This is a genomic window from Nonomuraea roseola, from assembly GCF_039535395.1.
In the GTDB taxonomy this organism is placed as follows: Bacteria; Actinomycetota; Actinomycetes; order Streptosporangiales; family Streptosporangiaceae; genus Nonomuraea; species Nonomuraea roseola.
The window spans coordinates 3,921,272-3,947,467 of the sequence record NZ_BAAAXC010000015.1 but is presented as its reverse complement, the minus strand read 5'-3'; the positions used below and the strand labels follow the sequence as shown (position 1 = coordinate 3,947,467).

Annotated in this window: 18 protein-coding genes; 7 read left to right on the top strand and 11 right to left on the bottom strand. The window is 70.2% G+C overall.

Annotation, left to right across the window (positions count from 1 at the left end; genetic code table 11):
- Positions 1 to 43: 43 nt before the first annotated feature.
- The 3 genes from ABFX55_RS42185 to ABFX55_RS42175 are packed head-to-tail and all read right to left on the bottom strand — an operon-like array spanning position 44 to position 3,455.
- Entirely contained in the window at positions 44 to 784 is a 741-nt protein-coding gene (locus tag ABFX55_RS42185; protein ID WP_346129105.1) for a succinate dehydrogenase/fumarate reductase iron-sulfur subunit, read from the bottom strand.
- A complete protein-coding gene (locus tag ABFX55_RS42180; RefSeq protein WP_346129103.1) occupies positions 781 to 2,703 on the bottom strand; it encodes a fumarate reductase/succinate dehydrogenase flavoprotein subunit in 1,923 nt (640 codons plus the stop codon). The genes ABFX55_RS42185 and ABFX55_RS42180 overlap by 4 nt, the downstream gene beginning before the upstream one ends.
- Positions 2,700 to 3,455, bottom strand: a complete 756-nt coding sequence (locus tag ABFX55_RS42175) for a succinate dehydrogenase cytochrome b subunit (protein ID WP_346129101.1) — start codon at positions 3,453 to 3,455, stop codon at positions 2,700 to 2,702. Before ABFX55_RS42175 ends, ABFX55_RS42180 begins: the two co-directional genes overlap by 4 nt.
- Positions 3,456 to 3,597: 142 nt before the next feature.
- Here ABFX55_RS42175 and ABFX55_RS42170 point away from each other — a divergent pair, with 142 nt between their 5' ends.
- The 7 genes from ABFX55_RS42170 to ABFX55_RS42140 all read left to right on the top strand — a co-directional run bounded on the left by ABFX55_RS42170 (position 3,598) and on the right by ABFX55_RS42140 (position 11,227).
- Entirely contained in the window at positions 3,598 to 4,581 is a 984-nt protein-coding gene (locus ABFX55_RS42170; RefSeq protein WP_183655474.1) for a LysR substrate-binding domain-containing protein, read from the top strand.
- On the top strand, positions 4,529 to 5,680 hold the full coding sequence (locus tag ABFX55_RS42165; protein WP_346129099.1) for a SpoIIE family protein phosphatase: 1,152 nt from the start codon (positions 4,529 to 4,531) through the stop codon (positions 5,678 to 5,680). The genes ABFX55_RS42170 and ABFX55_RS42165 overlap by 53 nt, the downstream gene beginning before the upstream one ends.
- 3 nt (positions 5,681 to 5,683) lie before the next feature.
- Positions 5,684 to 7,198: a sensor histidine kinase gene (locus ABFX55_RS42160; protein WP_346129097.1), complete on the top strand. Its 1,515-nt coding sequence runs from the start codon at positions 5,684 to 5,686 to the stop codon at positions 7,196 to 7,198.
- Positions 7,195 to 7,644, top strand: coding sequence for a response regulator (locus ABFX55_RS42155; RefSeq protein ID WP_346129095.1), 450 nt, complete (start codon positions 7,195 to 7,197; stop codon positions 7,642 to 7,644). The genes ABFX55_RS42160 and ABFX55_RS42155 overlap by 4 nt, the downstream gene beginning before the upstream one ends.
- A gap of 161 nt (positions 7,645 to 7,805) precedes the next feature.
- Complete coding sequence (locus tag ABFX55_RS42150; protein WP_183655466.1) at positions 7,806 to 8,594, top strand: hypothetical protein; 789 nt, start codon at positions 7,806 to 7,808, stop codon at positions 8,592 to 8,594.
- A gap of 12 nt (positions 8,595 to 8,606) precedes the next feature.
- Positions 8,607 to 10,475 carry a fumarate reductase/succinate dehydrogenase flavoprotein subunit gene (locus ABFX55_RS42145; RefSeq protein ID WP_346129093.1) on the top strand — a complete coding sequence of 623 codons (1,869 nt, stop codon included), beginning with the start codon at positions 8,607 to 8,609 and terminating at the stop codon, positions 10,473 to 10,475.
- Complete coding sequence (locus ABFX55_RS42140; protein ID WP_183655462.1) at positions 10,472 to 11,227, top strand: succinate dehydrogenase/fumarate reductase iron-sulfur subunit; 756 nt, start codon at positions 10,472 to 10,474, stop codon at positions 11,225 to 11,227. Before ABFX55_RS42145 ends, ABFX55_RS42140 begins: the two co-directional genes overlap by 4 nt.
- Positions 11,228 to 11,598: 371 nt before the next feature.
- Here the strand turns inward: ABFX55_RS42140 and ABFX55_RS42135 are convergent, their stop codons facing one another.
- The 8 genes from ABFX55_RS42135 to ABFX55_RS42100 all read right to left on the bottom strand — a co-directional run bounded on the left by ABFX55_RS42135 (position 11,599) and on the right by ABFX55_RS42100 (position 26,182).
- A complete protein-coding gene (locus ABFX55_RS42135; protein WP_346129092.1) occupies positions 11,599 to 13,293 on the bottom strand; it encodes a hypothetical protein in 1,695 nt (564 codons plus the stop codon).
- 98 nt (positions 13,294 to 13,391) lie between these two features.
- Positions 13,392 to 15,704, bottom strand: a complete 2,313-nt coding sequence (locus ABFX55_RS42130; protein WP_346129091.1) for a hypothetical protein — start codon at positions 15,702 to 15,704, stop codon at positions 13,392 to 13,394.
- A 290-nt stretch (positions 15,705 to 15,994) separates the two neighbouring features.
- A complete protein-coding gene (locus tag ABFX55_RS42125) occupies positions 15,995 to 16,384 on the bottom strand; it encodes a (deoxy)nucleoside triphosphate pyrophosphohydrolase (RefSeq protein WP_346129089.1) in 390 nt (129 codons plus the stop codon).
- A 30-nt stretch (positions 16,385 to 16,414) separates the two neighbouring features.
- On the bottom strand, positions 16,415 to 17,506 hold the full coding sequence (locus tag ABFX55_RS42120; RefSeq protein WP_346129088.1) for a C40 family peptidase: 1,092 nt from the start codon (positions 17,504 to 17,506) through the stop codon (positions 16,415 to 16,417).
- Positions 17,503 to 18,147: a hypothetical protein gene (locus ABFX55_RS42115; RefSeq protein ID WP_346129087.1), complete on the bottom strand. Its 645-nt coding sequence runs from the start codon at positions 18,145 to 18,147 to the stop codon at positions 17,503 to 17,505. The genes ABFX55_RS42120 and ABFX55_RS42115 overlap by 4 nt, the downstream gene beginning before the upstream one ends.
- Positions 18,148 to 18,149: 2 nt before the next feature.
- A complete protein-coding gene (locus ABFX55_RS42110) occupies positions 18,150 to 20,429 on the bottom strand; it encodes a type IV secretion system protein (RefSeq protein ID WP_346129085.1) in 2,280 nt (759 codons plus the stop codon).
- Positions 20,426 to 22,900, bottom strand: a complete 2,475-nt coding sequence (locus ABFX55_RS42105; RefSeq protein ID WP_183655446.1) for an ATP-binding protein — start codon at positions 22,898 to 22,900, stop codon at positions 20,426 to 20,428. The genes ABFX55_RS42110 and ABFX55_RS42105 overlap by 4 nt, the downstream gene beginning before the upstream one ends.
- A 132-nt stretch (positions 22,901 to 23,032) precedes the next feature.
- A complete protein-coding gene (locus ABFX55_RS42100) occupies positions 23,033 to 26,182 on the bottom strand; it encodes a TcpE family conjugal transfer membrane protein (protein ID WP_346129084.1) in 3,150 nt (1,049 codons plus the stop codon).
- Between the last annotated feature and the right edge of the window lie 14 nt (positions 26,183 to 26,196).

Below are 26,196 nucleotides of genomic sequence, written 5' to 3'. Positions count from 1 at the left end.
CGTACCTCCGGAAGGGAGGTACGGCCCGCAGTCGCGCGAGGACCTACTTGGCGTTGGCCTTGAGGTAGTCGCTGTTCATCTTGGCGATCGTGTCCAGCGGGATGCCCTTCGGGCAGACGGCCGTGCACTCGCCGGTGTTGGTGCATCCGCCGAAGCCCTCGGCGTCCATCTGGTCCACCATCGACTTGGCCCTGGCGATCCGCTCGGGCTGGCCCTGCGGCAGCAGGGAGAGGTGGGTGATCTTCGCCGCGGTGAACAGCGAGGCCGAGCCGTTCGGGCAGGCCGCGACGCAGGCGCCGCAGCCGATGCAGGTGGCCGCGTCGAAGGCGTCGTCGGCGTCCTCCTTGCGCACGGGCAGGCTGTGGGCGTCGGGCGCCGAACCGGCGGGGACCGAGACGAACCCGCCAGCCTGGATGATGCGGTCGAAGACCGACCTGTCCACGACCAGGTCCTTCACCACCGGGAAGGGCGCGGCCCTCCACGGCTCGATGGTGACGGTGGCGCCGTCCTCGAAGTGACGCATGTGCAGCTGGCACGTCGTGGTGGCGCGCTGCTCGCCGTGCGCGACACCGTTGATGACCATGCCGCACATGCCACAGATGCCCTCGCGGCAGTCGTGGTCGAAGGCGATCGGGTCGTCGCCCGCCAGGATCAGCTGCTCGTTGACGACGTCGAGCATCTCCAGGAAGGACATGTCGGGAGAGACGTCCTTGGCCTGGTAGGTCACCATCCGGCCGGAGTCCTTGGGACCGCTCTGACGCCAGACCTTAAGGGTGAGGTTCACTTGTAGCTCCGCTGGCTCATCTTGACGTACTCGTACTCGAGCGGTTCCTTGTGCAGCACGGGCCCCTCGGGGGTGTGCTCCCACGCCGACACATGGGCGAAGTGCTCGTCGTCGCGCAGGGCCTCACCGTCGGCGTCCTGCGACTCTGCGCGGAAGTGGCCGCCGCACGACTCGGTGCGCACCAGCGCGTCCAGGCACATGAGCTCGGCCAGGTCGAAGAAGTCGGCGACGCGCCCCGCCTTCTCCAGCACCTGGTTCAGCTCCTCCGCGGTGCCGGAGACCTTGACGTCGCGCCAGAACTCCTCGCGCAGCGAGGGGATCAGCTCCAGGGCCTTGCGCAGCGACTCCTCGGTGCGCTCCATGCCGCAGTACTCCCACATGATCCTGCCGAGCTCCCTGTGGAAGGAGTCGGGGGTGCGGGTGCCGTTGATCGACAGCAGCTTGTCGATCTTCGTGCGGACCTTGATCTCGGCCTCGGCGACGACCTCCTCGTCGACCTCGCCGTACGGGCCGTTGGCCAGGTAGTCGCCGATGGTGGTCGGCAGGACGAAGTAGCCGTCGGCCAGCCCCTGCATCAGGGCGGAGGCGCCCAGGCGGTTGGCGCCGTGGTCGGAGAAGTTCGCCTCGCCGATCACGAACAGCCCCGGGACCGTGGACTGCAGGTCGTAGTCCACCCACAGGCCGCCCATCGTGTAGTGCACGGCGGGGTAGATGCGCATCGGCTGGGTGTAGGGGTCCTCGCCGGTGATGCGCTCGTACATCTCGAAGAGGTTGCCGTACTTCTTCTCCACCGCGTCGCGGCCGAGCCGGTTGATCGCGTCGCGGAAGTCGAGGTAGACGCCCAGCCCGCCGGGGCCGACACCGCGTCCCTCGTCGCAGACGTTCTTGGCGGCGCGGGAGGCGATGTCGCGAGGGACCAGGTTGCCGAAGGCGGGGTAGATCCGCTCCAGGTAGTAGTCGCGCTCGGCCTCGGGGATGTCGCCGGGGGCGCGCGTGTCGCCTGCCGCCACCGGGACCCAGACCCTGCCGTCGTTGCGCAACGACTCCGACATCAGCGTCAGCTTCGACTGGTACTCGCCGGACACCGGGATGCAGGTCGGGTGGATCTGCGTGTAGCAGGGGTTGGCGAAGTAGGCGCCCTGCTCGTGCGCCCGCCAGATCGCCGTGGTGTTGCAGCCCTTGGCGTTCGTGGACAGGTAGAAGACGTTGCCGTAGCCGCCGGTGGCCAGCACGACCGCGTCGGCCATGTGCCGCTCGATCTCGCCGGTGACCATGTCGCGCACGATGATGCCGCGCGCCCTGCCGTCGGAGACGATCAGCTCGAGCATCTCGTGCCTGGTGAACATCTCCACGGTGCCCGCCGCGACCTGCCGCTCCAGCGCCTGGTAGGCGCCCAGCAGCAGCTGCTGGCCCGTCTGGCCCCTGGCGTAGAAGGTGCGGGAGACCTGCGCGCCGCCGAAGGAGCGGGTGTCGAGCAGCCCGCCGTACTCACGGGCGAACGGGACACCCTGCGCGACGGCCTGGTCGATGATGTTCACCGACACCTGGGCCAGGCGGTAGACGTTCGACTCGCGGGCGCGGAAGTCGCCGCCCTTCACCGTGTCGTAGAACAGCCGGTAGATCGAGTCGCCGTCGCCCCTGTAGTTCTTCGCGGCGTTGATCCCGCCCTGCGCGGCGATGGAGTGCGCGCGGCGCGGGGAGTCCTGGTAACAGAAGGACTTCACGTTGTAGCCCAGCTCGCCCAGGGTCGCGGCGGCCGAGCCGCCCGCCAGACCGGTGCCCACCACGATCACCTGGAGCTTGCGCTTGTTGGCCGGGTTGACCAGCTTGGCGCTGAACTTCCGCTTCTCCCAGCGCTCCTCGATGGGACCGGCGGGAGCCTTGGTGTCGCGGATCTCCGCGCCCTCTGTGTACTTCACTTGCCGAATCCGATCATGATGGCGATGGGCGGGGCCAGGAAGCCCAGGACGATCACGGCGGAGACGGCGCCGGCGGCGAGCTTGAGCGTCCGCTGGCGGTCCTTGGCCCAGCCGAGGGTCTGGAAGCCGCTCCACAGACCGTGACGCAGGTGCAGGCCGACCATGACCAGCGCGATGACGTAGATGAGGGTGACCCACCAGCGCTCAGGCTGGAACCCGGCGATCATCCGGTCGGCCGGCGAGGAGTCGAAGCCCTTGGGGTTGACCACACCGAAGGTCAGGTCGAGCAGGTGCCAGACGAGGTAGAGCGCGATCGTCACGCCGCCCCAGCGCATGATGTGCGTGGTGTAGCCCTGCGCCTGCGACTTCTTGGCGACGTACTTCACCGGCCGCGCCCTGCCCGCGCGGCGGGCCAGGGAGATCGCGGCCCACATGTGCAGCACGACGCTGATCAGCAGGATCGCCTCAAGGACGGTCAGCACCGTCCGGTACGGCACCAGCGGCTCGCCCAGCGTGCGGAGCGCGTGCGCGTACTCGTTGAAGGAGTCGTTGCCGAGGAAGATCTTGAGGTTGCCCAGCATGTGCAACGCGAGGAAGCCGACCATGATGGCGCCCGTGACGGCCATCACGACCTTCTTGCCGTTGGAGGAGCCCAGGAACCCGCCGGTCTTCTTGGGCGTTGAAGGCTGGGAAGCCTTCGCGGGGGAGGTAACCGGCGCGGTGGCGGACCCGCGCTCAATCGTGGCTGTCACGTCTTCCGACGCTAATTACGCTGCGGTTATCCGTCCAAGTCATCATGGTTCTGGTTTCGATAGCCAACGGCTATTTGTCCGGCAGGACACGGCTTGGCCCCGCGTCGGTGCGATCAATCTCACACCCCGTACGCTGTGGAAAGTGCAGCTCCAGCAGCTCGCCTACTTCGTCGCGGTGGCGGAGACGAGGCACTTCACCCAGGCCGCCGAGCGGATGCGTGTCGCGCAGCCGTCGCTGAGCAAGCAGATCAAGGCGCTGGAGACCGAGCTGGGCGCGCCGCTGTTCTCCCGCGCGAGGGGAAACGTCACGCTGACGCCCGCGGGCGAGTCCCTGCTACCGCTGGCGCGCAGGATGCTGGCCGACGCCGACACCGCCCGCCAGGAGGTCGCCGAGCTGGCGGGGCTCCGAAGAGGCAGGGTACGGCTCGGCGCCACCCCCTCGCTCTGCGCGGGCCTGCTGGCCGACGCGCTGGCCCGCTTTCATCGTGAGTACCCGGGGATCGAGCTGCTCGTCGAGGAGGGCGGCTCCCGCGACCTGGTCAGAGCGCTCGCCAGAGGGCAGCTCGACCTCTCTGTCATCATCATGCCGCTGCAGAGCGACGACCCCGCGCTGGTGACGGAGGAGATCCTGCGGGAGAACCTCGTGGTCGCCTCGCCTTCACACGCAAGGGTCCGCAGGCAGTACCTTCGGATCGAAGACCTGCGCGGGCGGCCGATGGTGATGTTCAGGCGGGGCTATGACCTGCGGGAGGCCACGCTGGCCGCCTGCAGGCAGGCGGGGTTCGAGCCCAGGTTCGCGGTCGAGGGCGGCGAGATGGACGCCGTGCTTCGCTTCGTCGAGGCCGGCCTTGGCGTGGCGGTGGTGCCCTCGATGGTGCTGGACGGGCGTCCCGGGCTGACGGGCATCCCGCTGGCGCCGCCCGGGCTGCGCCGTACGATCGCCCTCGCCCACCGGAAGGACGTCGAACCGACCAGGGCCGCGCAGGCCTTTCGCGCTACCTTGCTCTTCTTCCTCGCGGAAGCGGAACATGGGGGCGAACTACCCCAAGGTGTCGAGCTCATCAGAGGTGTACGTGACAGCACACGGCCTGCCAGAGATGCCGCCCCTGCTGCTGATCGAGGATGACGCGGGCGATGCCTTCCTGGTCGAGGAGCTGCTCCAGGAAGTGGAGAAGCCGCCCACGATCACCTGGGCGCGCAGCATCGCCGAGGCCAGACAGCGCTTCAACCGCGACATCCAGTGCGTGCTCGTCGACCTGTCGCTGCCCGACGCCGACGGCATGGAGGCGCTGCGCGAGGTGCTGGCCATGGCGCCCGACGTCGCCGTGCTCGTGCTGACCGGGCTCAACGACGCGCACGTGGGCATCGCGGCGGTGGCCGAGGGCGCCGAGGACTTCCTCGTCAAGCAGGACGTCGACGCCCGCCTGCTGGCCAGGGCCATCCGCTACGCCATCGAGCGCAAGCGCGCCGACCTCGCCCACCAGCGGCTCATCCAGTCGGAGCTGACCAGCAGGGAGAACACCCGCCTGGAGTACGGCCTGCTGCCCGTGCCGCTGCTGCCGCAGGGCCCCGTCGCCCATCAGTGCCGCTACCTCCCAGGACGGCAGCGCTCCCTGCTGGCAGGCGACTTCTACGACACCGTGCAGGGCTCCGACGGCGCGATCCACACCGTCATCGGCGACGTGTGCGGGCACGGCCCCGACGAGGCGGCGCTCGGCGTGGCGCTGCGCATCGCCTGGCGGACGCTGACGCTGGCGGGCATCCACGGCAACGAGGCGCTCCAGACGCTCGACACCGTGCTCAAGCACGAGCGCAGGTCACCGGAGATCTTCACCACGCTCTGCACCGCCACCATCGACCCCTCGCTGCGTCACGCGACCATGCACCTGGTCGGCCACCCGCCACCCGTCCTGATCAGAGAGGGCCGGCTCGACGTGGTGCGAGGCGGGCCTTCGGGTCCGCCTCTCGGCATCTTCCCCGAAGTTGCCTGGCGCGCCATCGACGTGCCGCTCGGCGAGGAGTGGTCGATGCTCCTCTACACCGACGGGCTGACCGAGGCGACCGTCGGCGGCGGGCCCGACCTGCTGGGCACCGACGGGCTGCTGCGGATCATCGACGAACACGGCGGCATCGACCTCGACCGGATCATCGACAGGGTGACCGAGATCAACAGGGAGGCCCTCTCCGACGACCTCGCCGCCGTGCTGATCTCCAGGAAGGGGTGAGCGATGGCCCGCCCTCGACCGCTGCCTCCGCCCAACCCGCCCACCGGGTACGGCAAGCTGCCCATCGGCCGCTGGTTCATGTTCGCCGGGATCGTCGGCCTGCTCGTCCTGGTGGCAGGGGCGACGCTCACCACCGGCACGCTCGCGCGGCTCTCCGAGGCCAGGCACGAGGTGATCGACGTCGTGGACCCCGCCGCGCTGGCCACGCTCGACCTGTCGGTGGCCCTGGCGGCGCAGGAGGGCGCGATCAGGAGCTTCGGCCTGACCTCGGACCGCCAGTACCTGTCCGCCTACCGGCAGGCGCGGGCCGACGAGGACCGCGCCGTCGACCGCGTCGCCGGGCTCGTGCCCGGCCACAGGCTCGAGGCCATCAGGCGGGCGAGCGCCGAGTGGCGCGCGCAGTACGCCGAGCCCGTCCTCGGGGGCGCGGCCCTGACGAGGGAGAACGCGAAGGTCAACAGCATCAGGTTCGGCGAGGTCAGGGCGGCGCTCAACATCCAGCGCACCCATCTCGAGTCGCTGCACGCCTCCAGATCCCAGCAGCTGGAGCAGCGGGCCGGCAGCTTCACCTTCGCTCTCGGCCTGCTGGCGGCCGTCCTGGTGGGGGTGCTCATCCTGCTCGGCGTGATCGTCAGGCACGTGGTGCTGCGCCCCGTGGCCGAGCTGACCTCGCAGGTCCGCGCGGTCGCCCAAGGCGACTTCGACCGCTCGCTCAAGGTCGACCGTCCCGCTGAGCTGTCGGAGCTGTCGGGCCACATCGACGCGATGCGCCGCAGGATCCTGGCCCAGTGGCGCGCCTCGGAGGAGCAGGCGCAGGAGCTCCGGCGCTCGAACGGCGAGCTGGAGCAGTTCGCCTACGTGGCCAGCCACGACCTGCAGGAGCCGCTGCGCAAGGTCGCCAGCTTCACCCAGATGCTGGAGCAGCGCTACGGCGACCAGCTCGACGACAAGGCCAAGCAGTACATCGCCTTCGCGGTCGACGGCGCCAAGCGGATGCAGCTGCTCATCAACGACCTGCTCGACTTCTCCAGGGTCGGCAGGGTCGGCGCGGAGAAGGTGCCGCTCGACAGCGCGCTCCCGCTGGCCGACGCGCTGCACAACCTCGCCGTGCGGGTGGAGGAGTCGGGCGCGGACGTCTCCCACGGCCCGTTGCCCGAGGTCGTCGGCAACAGGACCCAGCTCACCCAGCTCTTCCAGAACCTCATCAGCAACGCGATCAAGTTCAGGGCCGACGAGCCGCCGACCGTCCGCATCGAGGCGCGCGAGAGCGGGGACGACATGTGGGAGTTCTCCTGCGCGGACAACGGCATCGGCATCGAGGAGAAGTACGCTGACAAGGTCTTCCTCATCTTCCAGCGCCTGCACACCCGTGACCGCTATCCCGGCACGGGCATCGGGTTGGCCCTGTGCAGGAAGATCGTGGAGTATCACGGGGGCAGGATCTGGTTGGACAGTCAGGAGCGGGAGGGTCACGGCACCACCGTGCGGTGGACTCTGCCAGGCAGGAGCCATGGATGAACCACTCGAGCCCCCTCGACGTGCTGCTCGTCGAGGACGACCCGGGCGACGTGCTCCTGACCCGAGAGGCCTTCGAGCTCAACCACGTCCGCACCCGCCTGCACGTGGTCAGCGACGGCGAGGAGGCCATGGCCTTCCTGCGCAGGCAGGGCGGCTACGCCTCGGCCCCCAGACCGGACATGATGCTGCTCGACCTCAACCTGCCGCGCAAGGACGGCAGGGAGGTGCTGGCCGATGTCAAGGGTGACCCCGATCTGCGCAGCATCCCGATCGTGGTGCTGACCACCTCGGAGGCCGAGGAGGACATCGTCCGCAGCTACAGCCTGCACGCCAATGCATATGTGGCGAAACCGGTGGATTTTCATCAGTTCATCCGGGTTGTCCGGCAAATCGATGATTTCTTTGTCGGCGTGGTTAAGCTCCCGTCTTTGGGGCAGCGCTTCTGACAGTGGGGTGACAGGAATCACATGCGGCCATCGAAAAAGTGAGTGACCCTTCTCACAAAACCCGATGCCGCCGTCGTAACGTATCCCCCACCAATGCGCGAGAGGCGAGTGATTCCACCACCCTCGCAGCAGCCATTCCGCGGGAGGTGGAGAGATCCGCGATGACCCAGACGACCCCTGAACCCCAGGTCAGAAGACAACGCGCACAGGTGAAGGTGCGCACGTTCCGCACGGACCGATGGTGGCTCGCCCCGCTACTGACCTTTTTGGGGCTGGCCTCGTTCCTCGTCTACGGCGTGTGGGCCGTATTCGACCCGAGCATCTACATCGAGCCTTACATCGCTCCGTTCTCCTCGCCGTGCCTGGCCGAGGCGACGTGTCCCGAAGGTGCGCGCCTGTTCGGGTGGGCCCCGATCGGGGACTGGTACACCTTGCCCGCCGGCCTGCTGATCCTCGGCCTGCCCGGTGGCTTCCGGTTGACGTGCTACTACTACCGCAAGTCCTACTACCGCTCGTTCTGGCTGTCCCCGCCCGCCTGCGCCGTCCAGGAACCGCACGGCAAGTACACGGGCGAGACCCGCTTCCCGCTGATCATCCAGAACATCCACCGGTACTTCTTCTACGGCGCGATCGTCATCGGCGCCGTCCTCACCTACGACGCGATCCTCGCGCTGATCCACAAGCCACTCGGAGTCGGCACCTGGATCCTGCTGATCAACGCGGCCCTGATCGTGGCCTACACGCTCTCGTGCCACTCCTGCAGGCACATCACCGCCGGGCGGCTCAACCACTTCTCCCGGCATCCGGTGCGCTACAGGGCCTGGACGTTCATCTCCAAGCTCAACGCCAAGCACCAGCCGCTCGCCTGGGCGTCGATGTTCTCGGTGATGGGCGCGGACTTCTACGTCCGTCTCGTGGCCAAGGGCATCATCAACTTCCCGTACGCGTAAGGATCCCAACAAGTGGAAATCGAGCGTCACGAATACGACGTCGTCGTCATCGGCGCAGGCGGCGCGGGTCTTCGGGCCGCCATCGAGGCTCGTCAGCAAGGCAAGCGCACCGCCATCGTGTGCAAGTCGCTGTTCGGCAAGGCCCACACGGTCATGGCCGAGGGCGGCGCGGCCGCGGCCATGGGCAACGTCAACTCCGACGACAACTGGATGGTGCACTTCCGCGACACCATGCGCGGCGGCAAGTTCCTCAACAACTGGCGCATGGCCGAACTGCACGCCAAGGAGGCTCCCGACCGGGTGTGGGAGCTCGAGGCGTGGGGCGCGCTGTTCGACCGCACCAAGGACGGCAAGATCAGCCAGCGCAACTTCGGCGGGCACGAGTACCCCCGCCTGGCGCACGTCGGCGACCGTACGGGACTGGAGCTGATCCGCACCCTCCAGCAGCGGGTGGTCGCCCTCCAGCAGGAGGACTACGAGACCCACGGCGACTACGAGGCCTACATCAAGGTCTTCGCCGAGTGCACGGTCACCCGCCTGCTCAAGGACGGCGACGCCATCTCCGGCGCCTTCGGCTACTGGCGCGAGACCGGCAACCTCGTGCTCTTCGACGCGCCCGCGATCGTGCTGGCCACCGGCGGCATCGGCAAGTCGTACGTGGTGACCTCCAACTCCTGGGAGTACACGGGAGACGGGCACGCCCTGGCCCTGCTGGCGGGGGCGAAGCTCATCAACATGGAGTTCATCCAGTTCCACCCGACCGGCATGGTGTGGCCGCCGTCGGTGCGCGGCATCCTGGTCACCGAGTCGGTCCGCGGCGACGGCGGCGTGCTGCGCAACTCACTCGGCGAGCGCTTCATGTTCAACTACATCCCCGAGGTGTTCAAGGACAAGTACGCCACCACCGAGGATGAGGGCGACCGCTGGTACACCGACCAGGCCAACAACCGCCGCCCTCCGGAGCTGCTGCCGCGTGACGAGGTCGCCAGAGCGATCAACTCCGAGGTGAAGGCCGGACGCGGCTCGCCCCAGGGCGGCGTCTTCCTCGACGTGTCCACCAGGCTCCCCGCCGCCGAGATCATCAAGCGGCTGCCGTCGATGCACCACCAGTTCAAGGAGCTGGCCGACGTCGACATCACCACCGAGCCCATGCAGGTGGGCCCGACCTGCCACTACATCATGGGCGGCGTCGAGGTCGACGCCGACACCGGCGCGGCGGCCGTCCCCGGCCTGTTCGCGGCGGGCGAGGTCTCAGGCGGCATGCACGGCTCCAACAGGCTCGGCGGCAACTCGCTCTCCGACCTGCTGGTGTTCGGACGGCGAGCGGGCGCCGGCGCCTCCGCCTACGTCGACTCCCTCCCCTCGAGGCCCGCCGTCTCCCAGGAGAGCGTCGACAGCGCGAGGGCCGAGGCGCTCGCCCCGCTCGAGCGCTCGGGCGAGAACCCCTACGAGGTCCACGCCGAGCTCCAGCGGACCATGAACGACCTGGTCGGCATCATCCGCAAGGCCTCGGAGATCTCCGAGGCGCTCGAGGTCGTGGAGAAGCTGAAGGAGCGCGTCCACCTCGTCGGCGCGGCCGGAGGACGCATCTACAACCCCGGCTGGCACCTGGCGCTCGACCTGCGCAACATGCTGCTCGTCTCCGAGTGCGTGGCCAAGGCCGCGCTGCTGCGCGAGGAGAGCCGAGGCGGGCACACCCGCGACGACTTCCCCGGCATGAACCCCGAGTGGCGCCGCAAACTGCTCGTCTGCGCCGCGACCGGGGACGGCTCCGCCGTCACGGTCGAGGAGAAGATCCAGCCGGGGATGCGCGAAGACCTGCTCGCCCTGTTCGAGGTGAGCGAGCTGAAGAAGTACCTCACCGACGAGGAGCTCTCATGAGTTACAAGGCGAAGTTCAAGGTCTGGCGCGGTGAGGGCGGCGAGGGCAAGCTCGAGGACTTCACCGTCGAGGTCAACGAGGGCGAGGTCGTCCTCGACATCATCCACCGCCTCCAGGCCACCCAGGCGCCCGACCTGGCCGTACGGTGGAACTGCAAGGCGGGCAAGTGCGGCTCGTGCTCCATGGAGATCAACGGCAAGCCGCGTCTTGGCTGCATGACCCGGATGTCCACCTTCACCGAGGACGAGACCATCACGGTCACCCCGATGCGCACCTTCCCCGTCATCAAGGACCTGGTGTGCGACGTGTCCTTCAACTACCAGAAGGCCCGTGAGGTCCCCTCGTTCACGCCGCCGGCGGACGTCAGGCCGGGCGAGTACCGGATGAAGCAGATCGACGTGGAGCGCTCGCAGGAGTTCCGCAAGTGCATCGAGTGCTTCATGTGCAACAACGTCTGCCACGTCATCCGCGACCACGAGGAGAACAAGCCGGCCTTCTCGGGGCCCAGGTTCCTCATGCGGATCGCGGAGCTGGACATGCACCCGTACGACGTGGCCGACCGCAAGGAGTCGGCGCAGAAGGATCACGGGCTCGGGTACTGCAACATCACCAAGTGCTGCACCGAGGTCTGCCCTGAGCACATCAAGATCACCGACAACGCGCTGATCCCGATGAAGGAGCGCGTGGTGGACCGCAAGTACGACCCGCTGGTCTGGCTCGGCAGCAAGATCTTCCGCCGCCCGAGCAGCTGACGCCCTCCCCCGGGGCCGCGCCCGCCCCCACGGCCCCGGGGAAGATGTTGTCCGGCCGCCGCTTGCACGAGCCGGGCTCGTCCCGCCTCCCGCACGTCTGCCCGGCTCCGCAGCGCCGCCCACGCTTCTGAGCCCGGTTCGCCCACGCTTCTATGGCCCCACCTTCGCGCCGCGCTTGCGCTCAAGTTCGGAGACCCGCCCTCGCGCCGCTGCCCGTGCCCCGGTTCGTACGGCTGTCGCGCCCCGGGCGCCGCCCGCCGTCGCCGGCTTGCGTCCCTCTCCGTGCGCTTCCCCAGCAGGACTTCGCTGCCCGCCGCAACGGCGAGCCGTCAGATCGCCCACCGTGACGAGCCGTCGGACGCTCACCGCGATCAGAACTCGCGGTGGTCGCGATCCTCCCTCATCGGCACGATCGACGTCTGGTCATCCTGGGAGACCTCGTCGTCCCTGCGCGCATCGCCGTAGAGCGAGGGATCTCCGTATGGCGTGGCGTCGCCGTACTGGGATGCCTGGCCGGACTGGGGCACGTCGCCCTGCTCGTGCGCATCGCCGTAGCGCGGGGCGTCGCCGTACTGCGAGGCATCGCCGTAGCGCGGGGCGTCGTACTGAGGGGCGCCGTACTGCCATGGCTCGGCGTCGCTCGGCTCCACGCCCAACGGGGCGGATGCCACCGGATGCCCCGGGTGCGGCTCGTCGAATGGAGCGTCGCCTCCGGGCGGGATGTCGCCCAGCGGCGCCTGGTCCGGTGCGACCAGCGGCTCGAACAGGTCCCGGTACTCCCGGCCCTCCGCCAGATGCCCAGAGGAACCCGCGTCGCCTTCGGCCGGCCCGTCACGGTGGCCCGCCGGGTCGTCCTCCGCCGAACCGTCGCGGTAGGCCTGAGCGTCGTCTTCGCGTCCCACGTGCCCCGTCATCAGGTCCGCGGGAAGAGGGTCGTCGCCCGCCACGTGGAACTCGCGCGGCTGGAAGGCGTCGAACCGCTCGACCAGGGGCTCCTCGTGCTGGACGTGATCCCGCTGCGCGTAGTCGTCCTGCGGGCCCGCCTGCTGGTGTCCCGAGTGCGTGTGGTCGGGCTGCTCGTATCCCGGCTGCGAGTAGTCAGGCTGCGTGTAGGCGGGTTCGGTGTATGCGGGTTGTCCGTATGCGGTCTGCGGCTGTCCGGGGTGCTGCGGGTAGCCGGGGTACTCGGCCGTCTGGCCCTGCTGGCCGTACATCGCCGGGTCGTGCGGGAAGGGCTGCTGGTAGACCGGCGCGTACTGCGCGGGCCCTCCGGGGTAGGTCTGCACCGGCACGAAGCTGATGATCGGCGCGTAGGCCGGAACCGCGCCCGCGAAGCCGGGGCCCGCCGGGTAACCGTACGGCTCGGGGGCGCCGTCGCCGCGGTGCCTGCCGGGCGCCTGCGGTCCCGCCCTGCGGACGGCGGCGGCGTGGGCCAGCCTGCGCAGCCTGCCCTCGAAGATGAGCACCGCGAACAGCGCCAGCAGCACCAGCACGAGCGCGGGGATGCCGAGCTTGCGGCTGAGGTCGACCTGGTTGTACTCGGGCGCCGCGTTGCGCACCACCAGTTGCTCGGAGTCGGTGGGCTCCGTGCTGGGCGTGCCCGTTCCCGTGTCCTGCGCGGTGCTGGGATCCTGCGCCGCGGGGAAGGAGAACGTCGGCTCGAGCTCGGCGGTGGTGGGCGGCACGACAGAGGCGGTGGTCGGAGCCACGGGCGGCGGCTGCACCGGCTGTTCCTGCGTCACCGGCGGGGTCGTCGGCGCCGGCGTGGTCTTCTCCGGCTCGGGCGCCTTGCTCGTCTTCTTCGTCTGCGTCGGGGTCACCGTGGTCGTCACGGTGGTCACCGGGTCGGTCGGGGTCGGCGTCGGAGTGGGGAGCGTGGTGGTGATCGTGACCGTGGTGACGACCTCGGTGGGTTCGCAGGTCTCGCCCGCGTCACACGGAGGGACCACATCGCCGGGGTCCGGATCCCTGACCACGACCGACGCGCTGGCGACCTGACCGATGAGCGGAACTGCCGCGAGAACCACGCCGCCGCTGATGCCCAAGGAGAGCAGAAGGGCGGACACGGCTGTCAGTCGCCTCGGTGCCACCGCTGCCCTCCGCGCATTCCCGAACCCTGGTCAAAGAGAATACTAGGGCGGTAAATGTAACAGCAAAGTCCGATTTACAACATCGGCTGAGTTTTCCGCTGCATACGGGTTCTCTCTGCTTTCGCCACCACCCAGAGTCCGCCGAGCAGCAGCACGAGGCAGCCTCCCACGACGGGGAGCCCATTGGCACCGGAGGTGAGGTCCCACCGGTCTTCAGCTTGGACTTTCGCAGGAGGGGCCGTGATCACACGAGGCAATGGCACGGCGACAGCCGACGAGCTGGGGCTGGGCTGCTGATGCGGCGCCACCTGCGGCAATCGCAATTGCGGATCGTTCCACAATCCCCCGTTCGCACCAGAATCGGGGGTAGTGCTCTTGGGCGCGACCGGCGCGGTGCCGAGCTGGGGAGCACCGGAATCAGCGAGCTGCGACGTGGCAGTGCCCTGACGAGTCCCCACCTCCCCCAGCGCCTTCACACCATCACCACGCGAGCCTTGGCCGGCGGTATTAGACCCGGTCGCGGGGGCATTGGACCCGGTCGCGGGGGCATTGGAACCAGTCGCGGGGGCATTGGGCCTGGTCGCGGCGGCATTAGATCCGGTCGCGGCGGCTTTGGGCCCCGTTGCGGCGGCCTTGGATCCGTTGGCGGCGGCCCGGGATCGGGTGGCGGTGCCCTTGCGGCCCCTGGCGGTCGCCCTGGACCCTGTGGCGGTGGGGCGCCCTTCAAGTCCCATGGCGGCGGCTTCGGGTGCGGTGGCAGTGGCTCGTGGTCCGGTGGCAGTTGCCCCAGGTACAGCAGCAGTGCCCTGAAGGCCCGTGGCGGTTGCCCCAGGTCCGGGGGCGGTGCCCGCGTGGCTTGTGGCGACAGCCCCAGGTCCGGTGGCGATGGCGGCGGCGGCAGCCGCGGAACGTGGCCCGCCCTCAACATCCCACACGGCCGCGCCCTGGGTGACCAAGCCGTCGACAACGTTCGGGGCCACGCCGGGAACGAGCGAGTTCGACAGCGAATTTCCGCCTCCCGTCGGCAAACCGGGACGTGGGTTGCCGCCGGGGACAAGCGCGTTCGACTGCGTCTGCGCGCCGGTGGCGAGCAGACCCGGACGCGGGTCCCCGCCGGCGGCGAGTGAGTTCGGATCCGCATGCCCGCCCGCGACAGGCGAACCCGGACCCACATCGCCACTTGTTGCGGGCGCACCTGGACCGTGCCCGCTGGTGGCGAGCGCACCCGCACCCACAAGCCCGCTCGTGGCAGGCGAACCCGGACTCACATGCCCACTTGTGGCGGGCGCACCTGGACCGTGCTCGCCTGTGGCGGGCGCGCCCTGAAGCGGGTTTCGGCCAGTGGCGAGCGCGTCGGCGACGGTGGTGGGTGAGCCGGGATGAGTCATGTGCGAGTCGATGCCCACAGCGCTCGAATCCCCGTTCATGGCTGACGGTCCCTCGCCGAGCGCGCTCGGCAGCAGTCCAGGAGGCGATCCCAGCAGCGAGCCCGCAACCAGACCGCCCTGCGACGTCAACATCGAGAACACGTGCATCTCGAGGTGAGGGCCGCGTAGACCGGCATGTGGTTCATCCACGTGAGCACCCCCCGTGGACGGGCCGCCGGAAGCGGGAGCCTCGACCGTCTCGAGCCAGGCCTCGCCCACCTCGCCGCCCGACCAGGCCTCGCCCACCTCGCCGCCCGAAGTCTGCAGGCTCTGCGCCGCGCCGACCACCCTCGAGCTCGGCGCGGCCACCGCGAGCTCCCCGTCGGGGCTCGTCGTCATGATCTCTTCGTCCGTGGCCGTGTCGTCGGCCACTGCGAGGTCGTCGAGCGAGCCCGCCATGCGGGCGCCGGTCGAGGCGGGCGTGACCATGCGGGTGCCGGTCGGGGCCGGTGGGACAGGCGGGACGATGCCCGCTCCGCCGTACCCTCCGATGTCGGTCATCGGGTCGGACGTCAGTGGCCGCGCCTGAATGGCGACCCGCGCCCTGGTGGTCTTGCTGACCATCTCGGTGTCCGCGCCGGCTTCATCGCGCACCTGGGCGACGGCGGCCAGCACGACCTCCTGCGCCCCGCTCGGCACGACGAGCCTGACGTCGACCGTGCGCTCCCCCGCGACGTCCCCGAGGGCACAGACCGCAGCCCCCCTGCCCTGCGGAGCATGCAAGAGCTGAGGGGCTTGTGGAGCCTGCAGAGGCTGCTGAACGTGCGAAGGCTGCGGAGTCTGTGGGGACGGCACGGCGGCGGGCTGGGGGGCGCACTCGACCGTGGACAGCGCCTTGGACGGCTTGGCCGCCACCGCGAGCATGGCGTCGCGGGCCTCCCCCTCGACAGCGATCCTGAAGCGCAGCACGTCGCCCGTGCGCAGCCAGTGACCCAGGTCAGGGTCGCCGAGGCGCTCCACGCGGAGCCCCACCTTCGGCGCCTTCCTCGAGCCCTCAGGCGGCGAGAACCCGCTCGCCCTTCCGACGATGTCCCCGAGACGCCCGGCGGTGTCCCCGACACGCCCGGCGGAAGAGGGGTCGAAACCCGCGGCCGCCGAGGTCGACGCGGTCGCCAGGATCAGCGCCCCCGACCCCACCGCCGACATGATTCGGGCGCGATGCCACCAACTCACTGCGCTTCCCCGATTCCCCGTTACAGGCGCGAACCTACAACACGCCCAGTAAGGGTTATGTCACTCTCCGCAACGGCTTAACCCTCTCGAAGCATAAACTCCACGGCCCGCACCACCGGCAGGTCGGCCGCCAGCCAGGGCACGTCGTAGAGCTCGTCGAGCGCGAGCCAGCGCAGCTCCAGGTGCTCCTTGGCCTCAGGTACGCCCGAGACCAGCGAGGCGAGCCACACCCGCATGACGTAGTCGTCGCCGAGCGGCCACTCGCCGCCCACCCGCTCGCCGATCTCGACGAGCACGCCGAGCTCCTCCTGGCACTCCCTGACCAGCGCCGCCTCGTCGCTCTCGCCCTCGTCGACCTTGCCGCCGGGGAACTCCCACCCGCCCGCCAGCTCCGGCGGCTCGGCCCGCTGGGCGGCCAACAGCCTTCCGTCGGCGACGATCGCCGCCCCCACCACCACAATCGTCATCGCGTCTCCTCGCCTTCGAAGCCCCCAACCCTAGAGTGCGGAGTCGAGTTTCTTGAGCTGGTTCATGACGTCGGGGTTCTGCAGCGGTCTGGTGAAGCCCACGATGGCGTCACGCCCTCGGTAGCTGGTCACCTTGATCGGCCCGCACAGCCGGCACCTGGCCTCGATCATCTTGCCCTTGGAGACGACCATCCCGACGTGTCCTGGGCTGTCGGGCCTGGTGCCGGGCCCGGCGTTGAAGAACACCAGGTCGCCCGGCTGCTCCTCGCCGTCGGGGACCTTCACCCCGAACGGCCACTGCCCGAACGTGGTGCGCGGGATCGACAGCCCCACGCTCCTGTAGGCCATGTAGATGATCCCCGAGCAGTCGAAGGCGTCGGGTCCCGTGCCGCCCCACAGGTACGGCTTGCCGCGCTGGTCCAGGGCGTAGGCGAGGATCCTCGCCACCACGTCGCTGGGCGCCGCCTCGACGAGCGGCTCGTCACAGGTGGCGTCGGCCTGGGGCGGCACCTTGACGGTCCCGTCCTTGGCGTACTTGCGGGCGATCTCCTCGACCTGGTCGACGTACCACCAGGCCCGGTTGTACACGAACAGCGACCGCCTGACGTTCTCGGGCGCGCCGTTGCGCTTGAGCATGCGGGCCGCGCCGAGGATCGCGTCGGCGGGGTTGTAGATGTCGCCCCATCCGTCGCCGTCACCGTCGGAGGCGTACCCGTTGAACTCCGACGGGATCTTGATCCGCTTGGCCCCGCCCCAGGTGCTGACCAGGAACTGCATGGGCCCGGCGGCACCCGCGTAGTTGGTGCCGCTCTGGACGCCGGGCAGCGTGGAGCGTCCGTGGTCGGTCTCGCGCTTGCCCACGGCGGCCAGGATGGTCCACTGGACACCGATCTGCTTGCCGAACTTCCGGTAGAGCTCCAGGTAGTCGGGAGGGATGTCAGAGGTCGCGCCGTCGGAGGCGGCCTCGTTCTCCTGCGTGACCTCCTCGCAGTCGGGCAGGCCTCCGCCGCTGATGAAGGAGGGGAAGGAGGTCATCAACATCGGGGACATGATCAGCGTCACCAGCACCAGCCCTGCGAGGCCGATCACCCCGACGATCTTCGTGCGGGGGGAGAGGTTCACCCGGAGCTGTCTCCATCCTGGCCCTCGTCGGCGGGCTGCAGGTCGAAGACCCGCCAGTCGGAACCCATCTGCTGCATCGTGACCGCGTACTCCTCATCCCGCCTGGTCGGCCCGCTCTTGGCGGAGACCTCCCTGGTGCCGATGACGACGAAGACGATCGAGGTCTTGTCGACCTGCCTGATCTCCTTGACCTTCGCGGTCGCCTGCGAGACCACCTCGTCGGCCCTGTTCGTCTCGACCGTGACGGGCGAGCTGATCGTGCGGGTCAGCACGGTGGCCAGTCCGGCCGTGGTGAACACCTTCAGCCTGTCGGCGTAGGCGGCGGGGTCCTCGTCGTAGCGGAAGGTGCCGTAGGCGGCGGTGAAGCGCACGGCCAGGTCGGCCGCCGCCGCCAGTTCCTGCTTGGTCATCGGAAGGAAGGAGTAGATGTCGAAGGGCGCGTTGCTGGCGGTGGCCAGCGGCGTGGCCGCCGCCGGCGCCGCGGAGGACCCCGATCCCGTACGGCCCGCCGACGTCTCCTGCTCGACGGCGGGCGGGGAGGGCTCCGCGTCGGGCCACATCGTCACGAAGATGCCCACCGCCGCCAGCACCAGGACAAGCGCGGCGAAGGCGAGACCTCTCTTGTCAGCAGGCTGTGCCATCGTCAGTCCTTGTCAGGGCCGTTGGGCCTGAGCCAGAACGGCACGGGAGGCTCCTCACTCCTGCCCTCGCTCTTGCGGCTGGGCAGCCACAGCGGCGGCGGCTCCGAGGAGCGGGCCTGGGGCACGTCAGCAGGGCGTCCCCCGCCGGAGGATCCGCCCGAAGAACCACGTGAGGGGGACGAGCCGCGAGACGACGAGCCTGAAGAGGAGCCCGACCCGCCGCCGAACAGCCCACCCGACGACCGAGACCCACGACCCGAGCGCGTCGAGCCGCCGGACGATCCGCCCGAGCGGGTGGATCCGCCGGACGAGCCGCCCGAGCCGCTTCTCGAGGCCCAGCCGCCACCGGACCTGCCGCCGAACCAGCCGGAGCCGCGTGAGCCGCCGGAGCCGGAGCCTCCCGAACCACCGGAGCCTCCCGAACCGCCGGACACCGCCGAGCCGCCTGAGCCGCCCGAGCCGCCTGAGCGGACGGGACCGCCCCCGCCCGGCCCGCCCGCGCCCGCACCGGAACGCGGCGGCCTCGCCGTACGGCCGGTGCTGAGGTTGAGCGGTGGGGCCGCGCCCGCGCGTTGGGCGGGCGCCGGCCTGGCGCCGCCCTTGCCCTCGGGGTCGGTGGCCAGTGGCGCGGGCACACGGGTGCCTGCGGCGCCGCCGGCGGCGGCCCCCTCCTCGCCCCTCACCCTGCCCTGAGCGACCGCGGCGCCCACGGCGGCAGAGGCGCCCGCGGTGCTGCCCGCGGCGGCCGCCTGCAGAACCGGCTCGGCCTTGCGCAGGCCCCAGCGGCCCGCCTTGGTCACGGCGACGGGCGGCAGCGTGTTGGCCGCCCGCTCCAGGATCGGCGAGGACGCCGCCTCACCGAGCATCCTGGTGGTGAGCGTGTGGCCGCTCATCGAGGCGAACAGGTGCTGGAACGGTCGCCGGTAGAAGAAGACCGCGATCGTCAGCAGCGCCATGAACAGGATCTGCATGCCCCATGGCAGCGCGGTGGAGATGATCAGGGCGTAGCCGTACACGAGCACGCCCAGCACCAGCGCCAGGACGGCCTGCCTGAGCAGGGTGCCCACCAGCATCTCCACCCAGCGCATCGCGATGATCCGCCCGCTGCCCGGATGGACGCCGATGAGCAGGAACACCGGCCCCATGATGAGCAACAGCAGGAAGCCCACCTTCAGCACCAGCAGCGAGACCGCCACCAGGAAGATGAGCAGCCCCGCGATGAGCGCGGCCAGCAGCGCGCCGATGGCGATGCCGAGCCTGCCGCTCCAGTCCTTGCCCTGGAACAGGAAGTAGATGGAGGTGGTGCGCAGCGGGGTCGCGATCTCCTCGTAGGCGGCCTGGTGCGCGTTGCTGTTGGGCGTCTGGCCCGTCTGTTCCTGTTTGTCGATCGCCTGGATGTCGAGGAGCTTGGCGCCGAAGTCGCGGATCACCGGCGCGTTGGGGTCGGAGGTGCCGAACTGCCCGACCAGCCACGGCTTGCAGACCAGGGTGGACCACAGCGCGTCGGCGTTCTGGTCGACGCCGGGGACGCCGGTCCTGCCGTAACCGCCCTCCACGGCCTTCTCGTCCGCCGAGCCCTTGCTGGGCAGGCAGGAAGTGCCGCCCGCGCCAGGCAGACCGGAGAAGGCCTGGTTGACGACCTCGGTGGTCTTGTCCGTGACGATCTTGCCGAGCCCGGTGAAGTCCCCGGGACGGCTGAAGAACCAGACCGCGACGGTGACCGCGAGGACCATCCACACGACGGCCTCGGTGGTGACCGACGCCCTGCGCCTGAACAGGCCGTACCAGGCCAGCCAGATGGCGGCCAGGATGATGATCGGCTGCAGGAACGGCCAGTACATGGCGTCGGCGAGGTTCTCGACGATGTCGTCGACGACGTCCTTGATGGACTGCAGCGGCCCCTCTGTCGCCGCCGCCTGGTACGTCGTGATCGTCAACCGGTCGACGGCCTTCGCCCAGTCGAAGATCATATTGGCCCAGGAGTTGCCGAGCACGGCGGCCACGTCGCTGCACCCGAGCCCGTCGGTGTGCCAGAACTGGCCGCTCATGCCGTACCTGGCGTAGTTGGTGGTCGCCTGCGGTGCCGCCGCCCCTTCGGGGGGCGGCGGTTGCAGCAGGCCGTCGACACCGCTGCCGACGAGCTGCGGGGCGAGGTCGGGTGAAAGGTCACAGAACGGAGCGGCGGCGGCCGCCGTGCCCGAGGGCAGGGCGAGCGGGAGCGCCAGTGCGCCGATGAGCAGCACCAGCGCCAGCGTCAGCCGCCGGCGTAGTCGGCCCTTCATGAACGTACCTCCTGCGCTCCTGTCACTCCCCCGCGAATATGATCATGCACGTTCTCCCCGGGTTTGTCGTGCGTCGGGTTCGTGTCGAGCCACCGCAGCAGCTCGTCGGAGATCAGGTCTACGCCTATGCGGCCCGCTCTGCCATCGAGATCACGGAAAATGCATTCGCCGTTGCCCAGAGATCGCAGAACCGCCTTGTGCTCCTCCGAGGCCTCCACGCCCAGCAACGCCATGACGTGGTCGACCTCCACCCGTTCGGTGGAGCGGAAGGCGAAGACCGAGGAGAGACAGTTGGTCACCTGCTCGTTGAGGAGGTCTCCTGCGTTCTGCGAGACCAGGACGAGCGCGGTGTTGCGCGAGCGGCCCATACGGCTGACCTCGGGCACCAGCTTGGCGCCCTCGGGCGTGGAGGTGATCGCCCACGCCTCGTCGAGGAAGATCGCCTTGGGCGCCCGCCGGTCGAGGCCGTTCATCAGCCTGCGGGCGAACTGTGAGACGAGGTAGAGCAGCGCCACCGACAGCCGCTGCTCGTAGGAGTAGTCGTCGCGGCCCGTCGCCGCGTCGGGCAGGGTGAGGCCGCCGAGGGTGAAGACGGTCGTCCATCCCTCGGAGTCGATCTGCTCGCCGCCGGACGGGTCGAAGCAGAGCCTGGCCAGGTGCATCTCCGACATCGAGCGCAGCACGGCCCCGAGGTTCTTGGAGGCCGCGTCGTCGGCGTGCTCGAGGAAGTCGACGACCTTGCCGAGAGAGGGATCGGGCGCGTTGGAGACCGCGGCGACCGCCTGGATCATCGCCGACTCGCGCTCCTCCGACATGCGCGGCAGCAGCAGCCGCAGCGTCTCGGTCGCCATCGTCTTCTTTGCCGCGATGTCGTCGCCGAAGGAGAACGGGTCGAGCAGCCCTGGCGAGGCCGAGCCCAGCGGGATGATCCTGGCCTTGCGCTCACGCTTCTGCAGCAACTGCACCAGCGACTCGGCGTCGCCCTTGGGGTCGATCACCGCGACCGTCACCCCCCGCAGAGCCATCTGGTAGATCATCAGCAGCGCCAGCGTGGTCTTGCCGCCGCCGGGCTCCCCTGTGATCGCGATGGCCGTCGGCCTGTTGCGCGAGGCGGCCACCAGCGGGTCGAAGTGCACGATGCTGCGGGCGCGGCCGACGGTCTCTCCGATGTACGGCCCGTGCCAGCCCGCCTCGGTCTCGATCCTGTCGCCGAGGTCGACGGTCGCGGTCGCCATGCCACCCGCGATCGTGCGCAGCGGCTGGCGCTGGGCGTAGGCGTTGACGGTCACCTTCTCACCTGGCAGCGCCTCGCAGAACAGCGAGAACTGGTCGCCCGTGGAGTTGACGATGTCGATGCCCATGTCGCGGTAGTGCTCGACGACCGCCTCGACGCGCTGGAGGCAGATCTCCTCGGTCGGGGCGCTGACGATGAGGCGGTGCCAGCCGTACACGAAGGGAAGCCGCTCCTTCGTGATGCCGTGCTCCAGCATTCGGGCCGCGTCGATCTGCTCGGCCAGCGCGATCGGCGCCTCAGCGCCCGCCTCGCGGATGTGGATGTCCATGTCGCGGGCGTGCGCGAGCTTGCGCGCGACGTCCTTCGACGCCTTCACCGGCGGGATCAGCCGCATCCTGCTCGAGACCTCCACGGGGAAGGGGAGCTGGTCGGCGAAGTGCATCCACGGCTCGCCGTCGGGGAAGGGCATCAGGTCGGGGAAGCGGGCGAAGGACAGGTGCGCCACGTAGGAGTCGCCCTGCGGCTGCACGATGCGCAGGAACGACCTGCCGTTGTGGATCTGTCCCTCGACCAGCGACTCGATCTCGCCTTGCCCCCAGCGGCGCTTCGGGCTCGCGCTGGCGGGCGGATCGCCGAGCGAGGCCGTCGCCGCGTGTCTGAACAGCCAGGCGACCTCACCCGACGTGGCGTGGCGGGCGTAGAGGGCGCTGGAGGCCAGCGCCCTGCCCAGACGCTCGGCCTGATCGGTCCACTTGGAGATCTCGCTGTCGGGCACGTGGTCGTCGTCGAGGCCGAGGGCCTTCTCGCTGCGTTGGTAGAACCCGAACAGCTGCGACAGCACGCCCGCGCCGAGCTGCCTGCCGCGGGGGCCCAGCCGTACGCCGAGGTAGACCTCCTTCGACCAGAAGTCCTTGGCCCAGACGTGCCGGTACATCTCCTCCAGGTAGTCGCGCCAGCCGGGACCCTCGTCCGAGGTCGAGTTGAGCGCCATCGCCCACTCGGCCGCGGGATAGGTGCGGTGCGCGACCCGCAGGTGCACCTCGGCGTCCGGCATGCGGATGGCCGCCAGCGCGATCGTGATGTTGGTGGCGAGCGCCTCGCGCTCCTCGGGCGTGACGAACTCGTAGCTGACCGTCGGCAGCCTGAAGTACGCCCACGCGGAGCTCTCGGTCAGCAGGATGCGATCGTCGAAATAGCGGACCGCCAGGCGCTGGTGCGCCCGAGTCGACCTGCTCATGCCGCCCCCTCTGCGCATGAGCTTCGCTGGCCAGCGAGAAGCGTGCTCATCAGACCGCCATACCTCCGTCATGCCCGTTGCCCGCTGCGATGGCGGTCGGCCTTGCGCGCTTCTCACTGGGTGCCCGGGGGGTCACTGGGCCACTTCCTCCTCGCTGGGACGGGTGCTCTGTGCTGATGCGAATCCCGCGACCACGACCCCGGCCATGGCGAGGTAGGCCCGCCGTCCCGCCGGTCGCAGCCGTCCTGGCTCCACGGGCTCGGTGCCGCCCTGCGCCAGGTCGTCCTCCCACGGCACCCTGACGATGGCCCTGCACCTGCCCCTGGCCACCGCCTCGGCCTGCTCGACGTCGTTCATGCTGCGCCTGCTCACTCCGTTGACCACCATGACCGCCCGCCTGCGCAGGTCCGCGCAGCCGTGCCCGTCGAGCCACTCGTATGTCATCGCCACCGCCTCGGCCGCGTCCTCACTCGCCGGCACCACCAGCACCAACTGGTCGGCGTACGGCAGTACCCGCGCGGCCAGAGCAGGAGCGGGGTCGATGACGGCCAGCTTGTAGTGGTGGTCGAGCAGCCGCATCGCCTGCCCGAGCCGGTGGTCGGAGTAGAGCGTGCGGTCGGCCAGACGCTGCTCGGCGCCGATGTCGGTGTCGGCCGCGACGACCTCGAGCCCGCTGCCCGTGCGGGTGGTGAAGGCCCGCATGCTCAGATAACCGCTGATCTGGTCGAGCCCCGACAGCAGGCTGGTCAGCGTCTCGGGCGAGTCGACCCTGATCCGGCTGGTCAGTGTGGTGCCGCCGGTGCTGGCGTCGACCGCCAGCACCCGGTCGTCACGGTGGTGGGCGAAGGTGTGGCCGAGCATCAGCGCGGTCGTGCTCTGCCCCGCGCCGCCCGTGCACCCGAGCACCACGACCCGTCTGCTGCCGCCGAAGACCGCGCGCGTGCGCGCCTCGTCGATCTCCGACCCGTCCGTACGGCTGCCGCCACCGCCGACGACCACCTGGGCGAGCCTGCGCCAGCCGCCTGAGGAGTCGCGTCCGACCACGGACTCGACCCTGCGCACCCTGGCCTCGTTGCGGGGTCCGGGGACGGCCGCGCCGGGGTTGGCAGGAGCGGTCGGGGCGCCCGCGGTGGGGACGGCCCTGATGGAGAGCGGAGGCGGCTGCGCCTTGGACAGCTCCGCCGCGGTCCTGGACGGCGTGCCGGCGGGCGGCGCGCTCTTGGGCGGAGTCGCCTTGGGCGGCGTGCTCGTGGACGGCGTGGCCCTGGGGGGCGTGTCCGTCGGCGGCGCGCTCCTGAGCGGGGCGCCTCGAGGGGGTGTCATGGGGGGCGGCTTGGGCGTCGAGGTGATGGGCCTCGGCGTGGCCGGGGACCCCGGCTGGGCGGGGCCGTCCTGAGTCTCGGCGGGCGTCGGCAGGCCCTGGGCGATCGAGGGCAGGACGCGCGGCTTCGAGACCGGCGTGACGGGCTTGGAGACGGGCGTGACGGGCTTGGCGGACGAGGCCGGCTTGGCGGAAGGCGTGGGCGGCCATACCCGCGGCGAGGCGGGCAGGACGACGGCGCCGGTCCTCGGTGGCTGTCCCTTGCGGTGCTGATCGCGCGCCTGGTCCTCGGCCTGGACGACGTCCACGATGTCCCCGGCCTTGCCCGCCACCGGCTCGACCGCCTTGGACGCCCCGACCTCGGAACCGGCCGCCTCGGAACGGGCCTCCTCGGAACCCACCGCCTCGAGATCAGTCGTTCCGGAACCCGCCGCCTCGAGATCGGCTGCCTCGGAACGGGCGTCCCCGAAACCTGTCGTCTCGAAAGCGGCCGCCTCGGAACGGATGTTCTCGGAACCCGCCGCCTCGGGAGCGGCCACCTCGGAACGGATGTACTCGGAACCCACCGCCTCGGGAGCGGCCGCCCCGGAACGGGCGTCCCTGGGACGGGCGTCTTCGGGCGCCGCGCTCTTCCCGTCAACGGGCCGAGGTTCTGCGGCCTCGGCGCGCACGGGGTCGGGGTCGACAGCCTCGGCGCGCACGGGCCGGGAGCCGGCGGGCTCGGCGGGGACCGGATCGGGGCCGAGAGCGCTCGGGGTGGCGAGCTCAGGCGTGACGAGCTCAGGGCCGACCGGGTCGGGGGTGACGGAGCCAGGGGTGACGGAGCCGGGGGTGGTCTCGGGGGTGCGTCTTGGGGTGACTGGCCTGCGGTCGGCGGGGAGGGCGGGTGTGCGGTCGGCGGGGAGGGCGGGGGTGGGGTCGGAGGGGGCGGGGGCGTCCGCGGTCGCGGCCAGCCTGCGCAGCCGCCGGAGCGCCTCCGTGCCGATGGGCTTGGCGGGCGTAGGGGCGGGCGGCTCCGAAGGCTCGGATCGCGACCCCCACCGGGAGGCGGTCGCGGGACGAGGCCCGTCGCCCACGCGAGGAGCCCCTTCGGCCCTGGAAGCGGCTCTGGGAAGAGCGACCTCCGAGGCGGCCCCGGGAAGAGCCTCGGCGGGAGGAGCCTCGGCCACGCGTGAGGATTCACGCGCCTCGACATCCTGCTCCGCCCGCCGCGCAGCGGTCCCCGAGGGCGCGCCCTGCCGTACCACGGGCTCGGAAGCCGTGTCCTGCCGTACCACCGGTGTGGAGGGCGCGCCGCGCTGCGCCGCGGGCTCGGAGGCCGTGTCCTGTCGCGCCTGGGGCTCGGAGGCGGCTGTCTGCGGCAGTGCGGCCCCTTGAGCCGTTTCGGGGGTCAGAGCGGGCGCGAGGGCGCGGCGACGGCGACCTGTCGCGCCGCCGAGGCCCTTGCGCAGGGTGGCGGGCTCGGCGACCGGAGCGCGCCCCGCGGCGGCGGCAGCGGCGGCGACGGCGGGCCGTACCTCACGGGCCTTGTCGGCGACAGGGACGGCCTGGCGCCTGCGGGCCCCAGCGCGCGCCTTGACCCGGACCGGAGCGGGCGCGGCGCGCCATACCCTGCCGGAGAAGACGACGGTCTCGGGCTCGCCCGAGGGCGTGAGGCGGCACCAGGAGCGCGGCTCGCCCATGTAGCGCAGCTGCGACTGCAGAAGCTCGGTGAGCCGCTTGCTCTCGATGACGGGGCGGGTCGACAGCCACGTCACGATGCCGGGCGGGACCAGGTAGAGCACGTGCCACGGCGCCTCGAAGGAGATGCCCACCAGCCAGAGCAACAGCGACCAAGGAGCGAGCACGCCGACGAAGACGCCGATCCAGACGATCGGGAGCGGCATGGGCAGCCGCAGGTCGTACAGCTTGTACAGCCGTTTCTCGATGCGCCAGATGTTCGTATAGGTAGGCAGGTCCACGCGGTCCTCCTCTC

Excerpts from the sequence above, each read along its gene's own strand:
- ABFX55_RS42160 (WP_346129097.1), top strand. The coding sequence starts at position 5,684 with ATGGCCCGCCCTCGACCGCTGCCTCCGCCCAACCCGCCCACCGGGTAC.
- ABFX55_RS42155 (WP_346129095.1), top strand. The coding sequence starts at position 7,195 with ATGAACCACTCGAGCCCCCTCGACGTGCTGCTCGTCGAGGACGACCCG.
- ABFX55_RS42150 (WP_183655466.1), top strand. The coding sequence starts at position 7,806 with ATGACCCAGACGACCCCTGAACCCCAGGTCAGAAGACAACGCGCACAG.
- ABFX55_RS42140 (WP_183655462.1), top strand. The coding sequence starts at position 10,472 with ATGAGTTACAAGGCGAAGTTCAAGGTCTGGCGCGGTGAGGGCGGCGAG.
- ABFX55_RS42125 (WP_346129089.1), bottom strand. The coding sequence starts at position 16,384 with ATGACGATTGTGGTGGTGGGGGCGGCGATCGTCGCCGACGGAAGGCTG.
- ABFX55_RS42115 (WP_346129087.1), bottom strand. The coding sequence starts at position 18,147 with ATGGCACAGCCTGCTGACAAGAGAGGTCTCGCCTTCGCCGCGCTTGTC.
- ABFX55_RS42110 (WP_346129085.1), bottom strand. The coding sequence starts at position 20,429 with ATGAAGGGCCGACTACGCCGGCGGCTGACGCTGGCGCTGGTGCTGCTC.
- ABFX55_RS42105 (WP_183655446.1), bottom strand. The coding sequence starts at position 22,900 with ATGAGCAGGTCGACTCGGGCGCACCAGCGCCTGGCGGTCCGCTATTTC.